General features: G+C 69.7%; 14 protein-coding genes and 5 tRNA genes. 16 read left to right on the forward strand and 3 right to left on the reverse strand.

Annotated features, from left to right (window positions below; all coding sequences use genetic code 11):
- Nucleotides 1–233 precede the first annotated feature (233 nt).
- From OG927_RS23620 to OG927_RS23660, 9 genes are all read left to right on the forward strand, one after another.
- Complete coding sequence (locus tag OG927_RS23620; RefSeq protein WP_056790980.1) at nt 234–416, forward strand: hypothetical protein; 183 nt, start codon at nt 234–236, stop codon at nt 414–416.
- Between the two features lie 261 nt (nt 417–677).
- A complete protein-coding gene (locus OG927_RS23625; RefSeq protein WP_056790984.1) occupies nt 678–1,454 on the forward strand; it encodes a fumarylacetoacetate hydrolase family protein in 777 nt (258 codons plus the stop codon).
- Nucleotides 1,447–2,919: a glutamate--tRNA ligase gene (gene gltX / locus OG927_RS23630; protein ID WP_330320740.1), complete on the forward strand. Its 1,473-nt coding sequence runs from the start codon at nt 1,447–1,449 to the stop codon at nt 2,917–2,919. The genes OG927_RS23625 and gltX overlap by 8 nt, the downstream gene beginning before the upstream one ends.
- A 169-nt stretch (nt 2,920–3,088) precedes the next feature.
- Nucleotides 3,089–3,799, forward strand: coding sequence for an HAD family hydrolase (locus tag OG927_RS23635; protein WP_056790994.1), 711 nt, complete (start codon nt 3,089–3,091; stop codon nt 3,797–3,799).
- A gap of 85 nt (nt 3,800–3,884) precedes the next feature.
- A tRNA-Gln gene (locus OG927_RS23640) sits at nt 3,885–3,956 on the forward strand.
- Nucleotides 3,957–3,975: 19 nt separating this feature from the next.
- Nucleotides 3,976–4,048: transfer RNA gene (locus OG927_RS23645), tRNA-Glu, on the forward strand.
- Between the two features lie 60 nt (nt 4,049–4,108).
- A tRNA-Glu gene (locus tag OG927_RS23650) sits at nt 4,109–4,181 on the forward strand.
- A gap of 12 nt (nt 4,182–4,193) precedes the next feature.
- A tRNA-Gln gene (locus OG927_RS23655) sits at nt 4,194–4,265 on the forward strand.
- Nucleotides 4,266–4,284: 19 nt separating this feature from the next.
- Nucleotides 4,285–4,357 (forward strand) — tRNA-Glu (locus tag OG927_RS23660).
- 496 nt (nt 4,358–4,853) lie between these two features.
- Here OG927_RS23660 and ndgR read toward each other — a convergent pair.
- Nucleotides 4,854–5,570, reverse strand: a complete 717-nt coding sequence (gene ndgR, locus OG927_RS23665) for an IclR family transcriptional regulator NdgR (protein WP_014048551.1) — start codon at nt 5,568–5,570, stop codon at nt 4,854–4,856.
- A gap of 174 nt (nt 5,571–5,744) precedes the next feature.
- Here ndgR and leuC point away from each other — a divergent pair, with 174 nt between their 5' ends.
- From leuC to OG927_RS23685, 4 genes are all read left to right on the forward strand, one after another.
- Nucleotides 5,745–7,169, forward strand: a complete 1,425-nt coding sequence (gene leuC, locus OG927_RS23670; protein ID WP_056790997.1) for a 3-isopropylmalate dehydratase large subunit — start codon at nt 5,745–5,747, stop codon at nt 7,167–7,169.
- A gap of 5 nt (nt 7,170–7,174) precedes the next feature.
- Nucleotides 7,175–7,768 carry a 3-isopropylmalate dehydratase small subunit gene (gene leuD, locus OG927_RS23675; protein WP_124281083.1) on the forward strand — a complete coding sequence of 198 codons (594 nt, stop codon included), beginning with the start codon at nt 7,175–7,177 and terminating at the stop codon, nt 7,766–7,768.
- 104 nt (nt 7,769–7,872) lie between these two features.
- On the forward strand, nt 7,873–8,100 hold the full coding sequence (locus OG927_RS23680) for an SCO5555 family protein (RefSeq protein WP_056791003.1): 228 nt from the start codon (nt 7,873–7,875) through the stop codon (nt 8,098–8,100).
- Between the two features lie 142 nt (nt 8,101–8,242).
- Complete coding sequence (locus OG927_RS23685; protein WP_056791006.1) at nt 8,243–8,905, forward strand: HU family DNA-binding protein; 663 nt, start codon at nt 8,243–8,245, stop codon at nt 8,903–8,905.
- A gap of 90 nt (nt 8,906–8,995) precedes the next feature.
- On the opposite strand, the gene OG927_RS23690 is transcribed toward OG927_RS23685, so the two are convergent.
- Both OG927_RS23690 and cofC read right to left on the reverse strand, forming a co-directional pair.
- On the reverse strand, nt 8,996–9,199 hold the full coding sequence (locus tag OG927_RS23690; protein WP_056791009.1) for a hypothetical protein: 204 nt from the start codon (nt 9,197–9,199) through the stop codon (nt 8,996–8,998).
- A 10-nt stretch (nt 9,200–9,209) separates the two neighbouring features.
- Nucleotides 9,210–9,896: a 2-phospho-L-lactate guanylyltransferase gene (gene cofC, locus OG927_RS23695; protein ID WP_330321347.1), complete on the reverse strand. Its 687-nt coding sequence runs from the start codon at nt 9,894–9,896 to the stop codon at nt 9,210–9,212.
- Between the two features lie 145 nt (nt 9,897–10,041).
- Here cofC and OG927_RS23700 point away from each other — a divergent pair, with 145 nt between their 5' ends.
- Genes OG927_RS23700 through OG927_RS23710 form a run of 3 tightly spaced genes read left to right on the forward strand, consistent with a single transcriptional unit; the run spans nt 10,042 to nt 13,005 of the window.
- Nucleotides 10,042–10,794, forward strand: a complete 753-nt coding sequence (locus tag OG927_RS23700) for a lysophospholipid acyltransferase family protein (protein WP_056791016.1) — start codon at nt 10,042–10,044, stop codon at nt 10,792–10,794.
- On the forward strand, nt 10,791–11,801 hold the full coding sequence (locus OG927_RS23705; RefSeq protein ID WP_056791019.1) for an NAD(P)H-dependent glycerol-3-phosphate dehydrogenase: 1,011 nt from the start codon (nt 10,791–10,793) through the stop codon (nt 11,799–11,801). Before OG927_RS23700 ends, OG927_RS23705 begins: the two co-directional genes overlap by 4 nt.
- 34 nt (nt 11,802–11,835) lie before the next feature.
- The gene (locus OG927_RS23710) at nt 11,836–13,005 is read left to right on the forward strand and encodes a D-alanine--D-alanine ligase family protein (protein ID WP_056791022.1); all 1,170 of its coding nucleotides are present in this window, start codon (nt 11,836–11,838) and stop codon (nt 13,003–13,005) included.

Consider the following 13,005-nt stretch of genomic DNA (forward strand, 5'->3'; position numbering starts at 1 on the left):
ATGATCGGGAGCGGAATAAGAGATTCAGTGACGCATTGTCCGTTTTGATTCCAGTGACCCGCTGCCCGTAATGGCCCGTTTGTCGGCAACTTCGTGAGCAAACTCACATGATGATCGTCGTCTCTTCCCGGCTTGCCCGGGGAATCGGATGTTTAGCCTGGCGCTTTACAGGGATAGCGAATCCGACAACCGGCGCCCTCCGGGCGCCCCAGCGACAAGGGTCCACACGGCAGATGAAGACGACGATGACGTTCCGCAACATTGCCAACCCCCGGCGCACCACCCTGGCGCACCTCAAGGACGCCGAAGCGCTGCAGAGGCCGGAGCAGCCGGAGCACGCCGTCGATCTGCCGACCCAGACGGCCAACCCCCGCCGCACCATCCTCATGGAAGCCCCCGCCGCGGTCGGCGGCTGAGTCGCGACGCCCGCGCGGGTACGACCGGGGGGACAGGTCCCGCCGCGCGCTCCCGGCGCCGGCCCCGAGCCCGCGTCGGCCCTTCCCGGCGTCCCTGCCCCGTTCGAGTCCCGTGGGCGGGGAAGGCGCTGACCGAGCGCTTCCCCCTGGTGGCCGCACGCGCCGGACGGCGCCCCTTTCGGGGCAAACCCCGCCCGGGCAAGGCGCTAGCCTGAAGCGTCAGTCTTCAGCCAGCCAGCAAGTGAGGGGCGACAGCATCCCGTGCGCATCGCCAGGTTCTCCATCGACGGCAATGTCGCCTTCGGCGCGGTCGAGGGCGACAGCCCCGACAGCCTCGTCCTCGACATCATCAAGGGCATCCCGTACGCCGACTTCGAGCTCTCCGGGACCAAGGTCCCGCTGAAGAAGGTCCGGCTGCTGCCGCCCGTGCTTCCCAACAAGGTCGTGGCCATCGGCCGCAACTACGCGGAACACGCCGCCGAGCTCGGCAACGAGGTCCCGGATGTCCCCATCACTTTCTTCAAGCCCACCACCTCGGTGATCGGCTCGGGCGACGCCATCGAGTACCCCTCCTTCTCCGACGACCTCCACCACGAGGCCGAACTGGCCGTGGTGATCGGCCGCATGTGCCGCGAGGTTCCGCGTGAGCGTGTCAAGGACGTCATCTTCGGCTACACGTGCGCCAACGACGTCACCGCCCGCGACGTCCAGCAGCGCGAGAAGCAGTGGGCCCGGGCGAAGGGCTTCGACACCTCCTGCCCGCTCGGCCCCTGGGTGGAGACCGACGTCGACCCCGGCAATCTGGCCATCCAGGCCACCGTCAACGGCGAGCAGCGCCAGCTGGGCCGCACGAGCGACATGATCCGCTCCATCGAGGACCTGGTCGTCCACATCACGGAAGCCATGACGCTGCTCCCGGGCGACGTGATCCTCACCGGAACCCCCGCAGGGGTCGGACCCCTGCACGTCGGCGACGAAGTCGCCGTCACCATCGAAGGCATCGGCACTCTCACCAACAAGGTGATCAAGCGTGGTTAACGGTCCTGTCCGTGTACGTTTCTGTCCCTCCCCGACCGGTAACCCCCACGTGGGCCTGGTCCGGACCGCTCTCTTCAACTGGGCCTTCGCCCGGCACCACCAGGGCACCCTGGTCTTCCGCATCGAGGACACCGACGCGGCCCGGGACTCCGAGGAGTCCTACGAGCAGCTGCTCGACTCGATGCGCTGGCTCGGTCTCGACTGGGACGAGGGCCCCGAGATCGGCGGCCCGCACGCCCCGTACCGCCAGTCGCAGCGGATGGACCTCTACAAGGACGTCGCCGGGAAGCTGCTGGCCGCCGGTCACGCGTACCACTGCTACTGCACGACCGAGGAGCTCGACGCCCGCCGCGACGCCGCCCGCGCGGCCGGAAGGCCGTCGGGCTACGACGGCCACTGCCGGGACCTGACCGCCGAGCAGACCGCGGCGTACGAGGCCGAGGGCCGCACCTCGATCGTCCGCTTCCGGATGCCCGACGAGGCGATCACCTTCACCGACCTGGTCCGCGGCGACATCACCGTCCAGCCGGAGAACACGCCGGACTACGGCATCGTCCGCGCCAACGGCGCCCCGCTCTACACGCTCGTCAACCCGGTCGACGACGCCCTGATGGAGATCACCCACGTCCTGCGCGGCGAGGACCTGCTGTCCTCCACCCCGCGCCAGATCGCCCTGTACCGGGCGCTCATCGAGCTGGGCGTCGCCAAGGACACCCCCGCCTTCGGCCACCTCCCGTACGTCATGGGGGAGGGCAACAAGAAGCTCTCCAAGCGCGACCCCCAGGCCTCGCTCAACCTGTACCGCGAGCGCGGCTTCCTGGCCGAGGGGCTGGTCAACTACCTGTCGCTCCTCGGCTGGTCGATCGCCGAGGACCGCGACATCTTCACCCGTGACGAGCTGGTGGCCGCGTTCGACATCGCGGACGTCAACGCCAACCCGGCACGCTTCGACCTGAAGAAGGCCGAGCACGTCAACGCGGAGCACCTGCGGATGCTCGACGTGAAGACCTTCACCGAGGCCTGCGGCCCGTGGCTGAAGGCTCCGTTCGCCCCCTGGGCGCCGGAGGCCTTCGACGCGGCGCAGTTCGCGGAGATCGCCCCGCACGCCCAGACGCGTGTGACGGTCCTCTCGGACATCACGGCCAACGTGGACTTCCTCTTCCTGGACGAGCCCGTCGAGGACGAGGCGTCCTGGGCGAAGGCCATGAAGGCGGGCTCCGACGCCCTGCTCGTCACGGCCCGCGCGAAGCTGCTCTCCGCCGAGTGGAACGCCGAGGCGCTCAAGGCCGCGGTCCTCGCCGCCGGTGAGGAGCACGGCCTGAAGCTCGGCAAGGCGCAGGCCCCGGTCCGCGTGGCCGTCACCGGCCGGACGGTCGGCCTGCCGCTCTTCGAGTCCCTGGAGATCCTTGGCCGCGAGAAGACGATCGCCCGCGTCGACGCCGCGCTGGCGAAGCTCGCCGCGTAGCTGTTCCGCACACGCCGGAGGCCGGGTTCCCCAGGGGGAGCCCGGCCTCCGGCCGTTCACGGCACCTGCGGGCCGGTACGGCCCCCGGCGGTTCCGCGGCCCAACCCCTCCGGGTGCGCGGGCGGCGGAACCGGCACCGGGAAGCCTCGCGGCGGGTAGGTTCTGGGGCATGGCGATTCGCGCGGTCCTCTGGGACGTGGACGACACGATCTTCGACTACGCGGGATCGGACCGCACCGGTCTGCTGCGGCATCTGCGGGCGGAAGGGCTGCCCGACAGTGACGAGGACCACCACGACCGCTGGATGCGCATCGCCTCCGTCCACTGGGCGCGGGTCGCCGCCGGGGAGTCCGACTGGCACGCGCACTGCCGGGACCGGGTGCGGGAGTTCCTGGACGCGGAGCTCAGCGACGGGGACGCCGAGGCGTGGTTCACCCGGTACGTCGGGCACTACGAGAGCTCCTGGGAGCTCTTCCCGGACACGGTGCCGGTGCTCGACGCCCTGGCCGGCACACACCGGCACGCGATCCTGTCGAACTCCTCCCTCGACCACCAGGAGCGCAAACTGCGGGCGCTCGGGGTGCGCGACCGCTTCGAGGTGCTGCTGTGCGCGCAGGAACTCGGCGTCTACAAGCCGGACGCCAGGGCCTTCCGCGCGGCCTGCGAGGCGATGGAGCTCGATCCCCACGAGGTGGTCTACGTCGGGGACGAGCCCGACATCGACGCCGCCGGAGCCGTGGCCGCCGGGCTCACCGGGGTCTGGCTGGACCGTCGGGGGCGGGGCGGACGGCCCGAACTCGTGCGGATCACGGGCCTCGGCGAACTCCCCGGGCTGCTCGCCGCCAATACCCGTTTTGGAGCGCCGGACACCTTCAGGTAATGTTCTTCCTGCGCCGCCCGAGCGGGCCGAAAGATCCGGCCGGGAAGCGCAGACAGAAACAAAACCCTCAGAGGTTGCGTTTCAGTGGGCTATGGTGTAATTGGCAACACTACGGTTTCTGGTACCGTCATTCTAGGTTCGAGTCCTGGTAGCCCAGCGCAAGACCGAAGTAACAAGCCCCCGTTGTGTAGCGGCCTAGCACGCTGCCCTCTCACGGCAGTAGCGCCGGTTCGAATCCGGTCGGGGGTACAGATCCTTCCCGCGAGAACACCTGGGTCGCACCCACGTTCTTGATGCAGGATCGCTAGGGCCCCCGTTGTGTAGCGGCCTAGCACGCTGCCCTCTCACGGCAGTAGCGCCGGTTCGAATCCGGTCGGGGGTACTTGTAACACCATGGGCTATGGTGTAATTGGCAACACTACGGTTTCTGGTACCGTCATTCTAGGTTCGAGTCCTGGTAGCCCAGCGCAAGACCGAAGTAACAAGCCCCCGTTGTGTAGCGGCCTAGCACGCTGCCCTCTCACGGCAGTAGCGCCGGTTCGAATCCGGTCGGGGGTACAACAGATCGATTCGAGAAGGCCCTTCACCTCGGTGAAGGGCCTTCTTCGTGTGTGACGTCGCCCCGATGCGCTGCGCGCCCCACGCGCAGCCGACCGGCCCAATCCGGCCCGTCCCGGGGTCACTTCGGCGCCCGCGCCGGCCACGGTCCGCGTCCTGTGCGGCCATGCCGGGGCGTATCACGTGCCGGCTGTCCGGTCGGCGATACCGGGCTTGCTGCGGGGAGTTGGGCAGGAAGCCGGACCGGGGCCTGCCCGGTTCCGTGCGGCTGTCCGGCTCGCCACGGACGTACGTCAGCGTCCGGTAGCGGAAGACGGAGGAGAAGCGGATGCCTTGCCGCGGCGGGGACTTCCGGCCGGGCGGGCCGTCTCGCGCGCCGTACGTCCGGGGAGCGGGCACCGGGACGCCGGGGGACGGCGGAGGGGCGTGTGTCGGAAGTAGGGGGCCGCCACGACACTGGGGCAGCCTCGGGAGCAGAGGGAGGGGCGGGCGCTACTCAGCCCGTGCGGCGCAGGGCCTCGCTCAGGCGGGCCGCCGAGTCGATGACCGCCTGGGCGTGCATCCGGCCCGGGTGGCGGGTCAGTCGCTCGATCGGTCCGGAGACGGAGACGGCGGCGACCACCCGGTTCGACGGCCCGCGCACGGGTGCCGACACCGAGGCCACGCCCGGCTCGCGCTCACCGATCGACTGGGCCCAGCCACGCCGCCGTACGCCCGACAGGGCCGTCGCCGTAAAGCGGGCCCCCTGCAGACCGCGGTGCAGGCGCTCCGGCTCCTCCCACGCCATCAGGATCTGCGCGGAGGATCCCGCCTTCATGGTGAGCGTGGAGCCGACCGGCACGGTGTCCCGCAGCCCGGACAGCCGCTCCGCCGCCGCCACGCAGATCCGCATGTCGCCCTGCCGGCGGTAGAGCTGCGCGCTCTCGCCGGTGATGTCGCGGAGATGGGTGAGTACGGGCCCGGCCGTCGCGAGGAGACGGTCCTCGCCGGCCGCGGCAGCGAGCTCCGCCAGCCGGGGGCCGAGAATGAAACGGCCCTGCATGTCCCTCGCCACCATGCGGTGGTGTTCGAGTGCCACGGCCAGCCGATGTGCCGTGGGCCGTGCGAGCCCTGTCGCCGCGACCAGCCCGGCGAGGGTGGCCGGACCGGACTCCAGGGCGCTCAATACCAGAGCTGCCTTGTCGAGAACGCCGACGCCACTAGAGTTGTCCATACGACGATACTCGCGTCTCACTCTGTGAAACGCAAGTTCAATTTTCTCCGGAAGTTGCGAACCTGTACGTGCGGCCACACGACGGCCCGTAGCCACCGCCCCGCTCGGGGGTCCGGACGGCGGCGCACCGAATCTCTAGTTGGGCCGGCGAAGACGCCGGCCGGAGGGAAAGCGATGGGTAGGACACTCGCGGAAAAGGTCTGGGACGACCACGTCGTCCGGCGCGCGGAGGGCGAGCCCGACCTTCTCTTCATCGATCTGCACCTGCTGCACGAGGTGACCAGCCCCCAGGCGTTCGACGGCCTGCGGCAGGCGGGGCGCCCGGTCCGGCGCGTCGACCTCACCATCGCCACCGAGGACCACAACACCCCGACCCTCGACATCGACAAGCCGATCGCGGACCCGGTGTCCCGCGTCCAGCTGGAGACCCTGCGCAAGAACTGCGCGGACTTCGGCGTGCGGCTGCACTCCCTGGGCGACGTCGAGCAGGGCGTCGTGCACGTGGTCGGCCCGCAGCTGGGCCTGACCCAGCCCGGCACCACGGTCGTCTGCGGCGACTCGCACACCTCCACCCACGGCGCGTTCGGTGCGCTGGCCTTCGGTATCGGCACCAGCCAGGTCGAGCACGTCCTGGCGACCCAGACGCTGCCCCTGGCCCGCCCCAGGACCATGGCGATCACCGTCGAGGGCGAACTCCCCGACAGCGTCACCGCCAAGGACCTGATCCTGGCGGTCATCGCCCGGATCGGTACCGGCGGCGGTCAGGGCTACATCCTCGAATACCGCGGCTCCGCCATCGAGAAGCTCTCGATGGAGGCCCGGATGACCATCTGCAACATGTCGATCGAGGCCGGCGCCCGCGCGGGCATGATCGCCCCCGACCGGACCACCTTCGACTACCTGCAGGGCCGCGACCACGCGCCGCAGGGCGAGGACTGGGACGCCGCCGTGGCGTACTGGGAGACGCTGCGCACCGACGACGACGCCGTCTTCGACGCCGAGGTCGTCATCGACGCGACCGAGCTGGCGCCGTTCGTCACGTGGGGCACCAACCCCGGCCAGGGCGCGCCCCTGTCGGCCAACGTCCCCGACCCCGCTTCGTACGAAGACGCCTCGGAGCGCAACGCCGCCGAAAAGGCCCTGGAGTACATGGGGTTGACCGCAGGCCAGCCGCTGCGTGAGATCAACGTCGACACCGTCTTCGTAGGTTCCTGCACCAACGGCCGCATCGAGGACCTGCGCAACGCGGCCTCGATCCTGGACGGCCGCAAAGTCGCCGACGGCGTACGGATGCTGGTCGTCCCGGGCTCGGTCCGGGTCGCCCTGCAGGCCGTCGAGGAGGGCCTGGACAAGGTCTTCACCGCCGCGGGCGCCGAATGGCGGCACGCGGGCTGCTCGATGTGTCTCGGCATGAACCCCGACCAGCTCGCCCCCGGTGAGCGCTCCGCCTCCACCTCGAACCGTAACTTCGAGGGCCGGCAGGGCAAGGGCGGACGCACCCACCTGGTCTCCCCGCAGGTCGCCGCCGCCACCGCCGTGCTGGGCCATCTGGCCTCGCCGGCCGACCTGTCCGACGTCCGTACGCCCGCCGGAGTCTAAGAGCCATGGAAGCATTCACCGCACACACCGGCCGGGCCGTCCCGCTGCGCCGCAGCAACGTCGACACCGACCAGATCATCCCCGCGCACTGGCTGAAGAAGGTCACCCGCGACGGCTTCGAGGACGGGCTCTTCGAGGCCTGGCGCAAGGACGAGAACTTCGTCCTCAACCGCCCGGAGCGCAAGGGCGCCTCGGTCCTGGTGGCCGGTCCCGACTTCGGCACGGGCTCGTCCCGTGAGCACGCGGTCTGGGCCCTGCAGAACTTCGGCTTCAAGACGGTCATCTCCTCCCGGTTCGCCGACATCTTCCGCGGTAACTCGCTGAAGAACGGTCTGTTGACCGTCGTCCTCGACCAGCAGGTCGTCGACGCGCTGTGGGACCTCGCCGAGGCCGATCCGACGGCCGAGATCACCGTCGACCTGGAGAAGCGGCAGGTCCTCGCCGAGGGAATCACCGCCGACTTCGAGCTCGACGAGAACGCCCGCTGGCGACTGCTGAACGGTCTCGACGACATCAGCCTCACCCTTCAGAACGAAGCGGACATTGCGACTTACGAGGCGGCCCGGCCGTCCCACAAGCCGCGCACCATTAACGCCTGAGCAGCGCTTTTCCCGAACTGCGCCCCCTGCCTTCCGGCAGGGGGCGCAGTCGCTTGTTGAGACCCCCTCGGGCGACAACTCGCCCCAGATGGCACAATCGGTGCATGGAACGCGACAGCCAACTCGAGCTCTATGGCCTCGTCGCCGACCGATTGAAGGAAGCGCACGCAAGGGTGCGCACACTGCAAGTCCCGGAGGGCGTAAGGATGGCGCTGTCCCGGAAGCTGCTGGTCGTCACGGCCGCGGCTAAGCACGATCTCCCTGACGCGGCAAGGCGTCTGGACCGGTTGATGAAGGACCTCGACGAGGGCCGATTCCCCGAAGGTGACTGACTCTGCGGAACAGCGCAGCGGTCGACTTCGTTGCGGCACTAGGGTGATTAGCCCGTTTCGTGTTTGATTTGCGGTATATATCTGCCTAACGTGCGAAAAGCCTGAACAGTATCGTTCCGGCAATGTCTCCGAAGGGGAAGACGTGAACAAGGCGCAGCTCGTAGAAGCGATTGCAGACAAGGTCGGCGGCCGTCAGCAGGCCGCGGACGCTGTCGATGTGGTGCTCGACGCGATCGTCCGTGCGGTTGTCGCGGGGGATCGTGTATCGGTCACCGGCTTCGGCTCGTTCGAGAAGGTCGACCGCCCCGCCCGGTACGCCCGCAACCCGCAGACGGGTGAGCGCGTCCGGGTCAAGAAGACGTCCGTGCCCCGTTTCCGTGCGGGACAGGGCTTCAAGGACCTGGTGAGCGGCTCGAAGAAGCTCCCCAAGAACGATGTCGCGGTGAAGAAGGCGCCCAAGGGCAGCCTCTCCGGCGGATCTTCCACGCGCACGACGGCGAAGGCGGCCGCCAAGAAGGCCACCGCCAAGAAGGCCACGGCGCGCAGGACCACGGCGGCGGCGGCGAAGAAGACCACGGCTGCTGCCGCGGCGAAGAAGACCACGGCGAAGAAGACCACCGCCACGGCGAAGAAGGCCACGGCGACGGCGAAGAAGGCGGCGCCGGCGAAGAAGGCGGCGACCACCAAGAAGGCGGTCGCCACCAAGACGGCGCCCGCCAAGAAGACCACGGCGAAGAAGGCGCCCGCGAAGAAGACCACGGCACGCACGACCACCGCCAAGAAGGTCACCGCACGTAAGAAGTGAGACCGGGCACCGCTCGTTCCTCACACGCGCCGGGCCGGGCTCCCCGAGGGGAGCCCGGCCCGCGGGCTGTCAGGGCACCGGGGGAGCGGCTCAGAACGTCTGCAGCGTCACCAGGGTGATGCGCATCGACGCGCCCGTGCCCTCGGTCTCGATCCGCACCCGCTGTCCCGGGCGCAACAGCCGCAGGCCGCCCGCGTCGAAGGCGGGGGCGTCGAAGTCCACCGGGGTGCCGTCGTCGAGCAGGACACTGCCGGTGCGGTTCTCGGAGTCGTACGTGAACGAGGTCGCCTGCATGGGCGGAACCCTATCGGTCCGCGGCGGGCGCCATCGAGGCGCTCAGCCCCGCGGTGTACGGCCCCACACCCAGCGTCAGCGCCTCCCGCAGATCGTCACCCGTGTCCACGTCCCTGCGGACCGAGTCGAGACCGGGAGCCGTGATCTCCACCGCGCCCGACGCGAGATGCCCGGCACGGGACGGCCCGCCGAAAACCGGCCGCAATTCCGTACCCGGCGCCGCCGAAAGGAAAGTGGTGCCGATTCCCTGTGCATCGGAGACGAATGCGCGAGGGAATGCGGAGGAGAAATCGAGCACGCGCGCCAATTCCTCCGGGCGCAGCGCCGGGAGATCCGCGTTGAGAGCGGCCACCGCGGCGCCGGGACGACGGGCGCGCACCGAGCGGACGCCGTGCTCCAGAGCCGCGTTGAGCCCGGCGGCCGGCGCGTCCGCCACCGTGCGCGCACCGAGCGCGGCCAGCGCCGCACCGGCCGCCGGGTCATCCGTGACGACCACCACATCCCGCACCGCCCGGCAGTACAGGGCGGCGGACACCGTGTCCTGGGCGAACGCCAGGGCGAGTCGCGGACGCAGATCCTCGCCCGCCGCCCGCCCCAACCTGCTCTTGGCCCGTGCGAGCGGTTTCAGCGGGACGACCAGGGACCAGGAACCGGTCGGGTCGGTGTTCGTGGCGATCTCCCCCTCCGTACGCGTCAGGACTTATTCTCGCCTGCCGGTGCGACAACCCGGAGGTCCGCCCCCGCACGTGAGGCGTACGGTGTTCTCCACACAGCAGGGCCTGGGGGCGCGAGATCGCCGCGGTAAGCCGGGCAGAGGTCAGTTCCTAGAGAAAGGCATCCGAGTGTCCCGCCGTAGAATCGGCTTCTGGTACCGGCTGGCGGCCGTCATCGCAAAACCCCCCCTGGTGGTTCTGTTCAAGCGCGACTGGCGCGGAATGGAGCACATTCCCGCCGACGGCGGATTCATCACCGCGGTCAATCACAACTCGTATCTGGACCCGCTTTCGTATGGGCACTTCCAGTACAACACCGGCCGTGTCCCGCGGCTCCTCGCGAAGGCCGGACTGTTCAGGACGCCCTTCGTCGGAATGATCCTCCGCGGCACGGGACAGATCCCCGTCTACCGCGAGACGACCAATGCGCTGGACGCTTTCCGCGCCGCCGTCGCCGCCATCGAGCGGGGTGAATGCGTCGCCTTCTACCCGGAGGGCACCCTGACCCGCGACCCCGACATGTGGCCGATGGCCGGCAAGACCGGCGCCGCCCGTGTCGCGCTGTTGACCAAGGCGCCCGTCATTCCCGTCGCGCAGTGGGGCGCCAACCTCGCGATGCCGCCGTACGCCAGGGAGGAGAAGCTCCGGCTGTTCCCCCGCAAGACCCTCCAGGTGCAGGCGGGACCCCCGGTCGACCTCTCCCGTTTCCACGGGATCGAGCCGACGCCCGAGGTGCTGCGCGAGGCGACCGAGGTCATCATGGCCGCGATCACCGCCCAGCTGGAAGAGGTGCGCGGCGAGAAGGCACCCGTGGCGCTCTACGATCACCGCAAGGCCCGTGCTGAACAGCGGCGCAAGGCAGAGGGAAAGGGACCCACGTGACGCACCCCGCAAAAGCGGCCGTCTTCGGAACCGGCTCATGGGGTACGGCATTCGCCATGATCCTCGGTGACGCCGGATGCGAGGTCACCCTCTGGGGCCGCCGCGCCGAGGTCGCCGACGCCATCAACACGACCCGTACCAACCCGGACTACCTGCCGGGAATTGAGCTTCCGGACTCCGTCCGGGCCACCACCGACGCCGCCGAGGCGCTGCGCGGTGCCGACTTCGCGGTCCTGGCCGTGCCCTCGCAGACGTTGCGCGCCAACCTCGCGGACTGGGCACCGCACCTGGAGTCCCGCACCGTGCTCGTCTCCCTGATGAAGGGCGTCGAACTCGGCACGGCCAAGCGGATGAGCGAGGTCATCCAGGACGTCACCGGGGTCGCCCCGGACCGCATCGCCGTCGTCACCGGTCCCAACCTGGCCAAGGAGATCGCCGAGCGGCGCCCCGCCGCGGCCGTCGTGGCCTGCTCGGACGAGTCCGTGGCGCAGCGCCTCCAGGCCGCCTGCCACACCCCGTACTTCCGGCCCTACACCAACACCGACGTGGTCGGCTGCGAACTCGGCGGCGCCGTCAAGAACGTCATCGGCCTCGCCGTGGGCATCGCCGACGGCATGGGCCTCGGCGACAACACCAAGGGCTCGCTCATCACCCGCGGCCTCGCCGAGACCACCCGCCTGGGCGTCGCCATGGGCGCCGACCCGCTGACCTTCTCCGGACTCGCCGGTCTAGGCGACCTGGTGGCGACCTGCTCGTCCCCGCTGTCGCGCAACCACACCTTCGGCACCAACCTCGGCCGCGGGATGACGCTCCAGGAGACCGTCGCCGTCACCAAGCAGACCGCCGAGGGCGTCAAGTCCTGCGAATCCGTGCTGGATCTGGCGCGCAGGCACGGCGTCGACATGCCCCTCACCGAGACCGTCGTCGGCATCGTCCACGAGGGCAAGCCGCCGATGGTCGCGCTCAAGGAACTGATGGCGCGCAGCGCCAAGCCCGAGCGGCGCTGACTCCGCCCTTACCAGCAGGTACGCTCGTCGCGATATGAGCAGCCAGAACCTCCCCCAGAGCCCTGAGAGCGCCGTGAGCCCCGAGCAGCGCCGCAAGCCGCGCGTGGCGGTCGTGTTCGGCGGCCGGAGCTCCGAACACGGAATCTCGGTCGTCACCGCCGGTGCCGTGATGAGCGCCATCGACCGGACGAAGTACGACGTCCTGCCGATCGGCATCACCACGGACGGCCGTTGGGCCCTCACGGCCGACGATCCGGCCCGCATGGCCATCGCGGACCGCCGGGTACCGAACGTGGACCAGCTGGCCGACTCCGCAGGAGCCGTGGCGCTCTCCGTGGACCCCGGCAACCGCGAGGTCGTGTACAGCGAACCGGGCGCGGTTCCCACGGTGCTCGGCGAGGTCGACGTCGTCTTCCCCGTGCTGCACGGCCCGTACGGCGAGGACGGCACGCTCCAGGGATTCCTGGAGCTGTCCGGTGTGCCGTACGTCGGCGCCGGCGTCCTCGCCTCGGCGGTCGGCCAGGACAAGGAGTACATGAAGCGGGTGTTCATCTCCTTCGGGCTGCCGGTCGGCCCGTACGAGGTCGTCCGTCCCCGTGAATGGGAGTCGGACCGCCCCGCCGCCCGTAAGCGCATCATGGAGTTCGCGGCCGAACACGGCTGGCCGCTCTTCGTGAAGCCCGCCCGGGGTGGCTCCTCCGTCGGCATCACCAAGGTCGACGACGCCGCCGGACTCGACGAGGCGATCGAGGAGGCCCGCAGGCACGACCCGAAGTTCCTCGTGGAGTCCCTGCTGCGCGGCCGCGAGATCGAGTGCGGTGTCCTGGAGTTCGAGCACGGTCCGCGCGCCAGCGTGCCCGCCGAGATCCCGCCGGTCACCGCGCACGACTTCTACGACTTCGAGGCCAAGTACATCGACTCGGCGGCCGGCCTGGTGCCCGCGCCGCTCACCGAGGAGCAGACCGCCGAGGTCCAGCGCCTCGCCGTCGAGGCCTTCGAGGCCACCTCCTGCGAGGGCCTGGTGCGCGCCGACTTCTTCCTCACCGAGGACGGCACGTTCGTCATCAACGAGATCAACACCATGCCCGGCTTCACGCCCATCTCGATGTACCCGCGCATGTGGCAGGAGAGCGGCGTGAGCTACCAGGAGCTGGTGGACCGGCTCATCCAGGCGGCTCTCGGCCGCTCCACCGGGCTCCGCTGA

The sequence above is a fragment of the Streptomyces clavifer genome, assembly GCF_036345975.1.
GTDB classification, from domain to species: domain Bacteria; phylum Actinomycetota; class Actinomycetes; order Streptomycetales; family Streptomycetaceae; genus Streptomyces; species Streptomyces clavifer.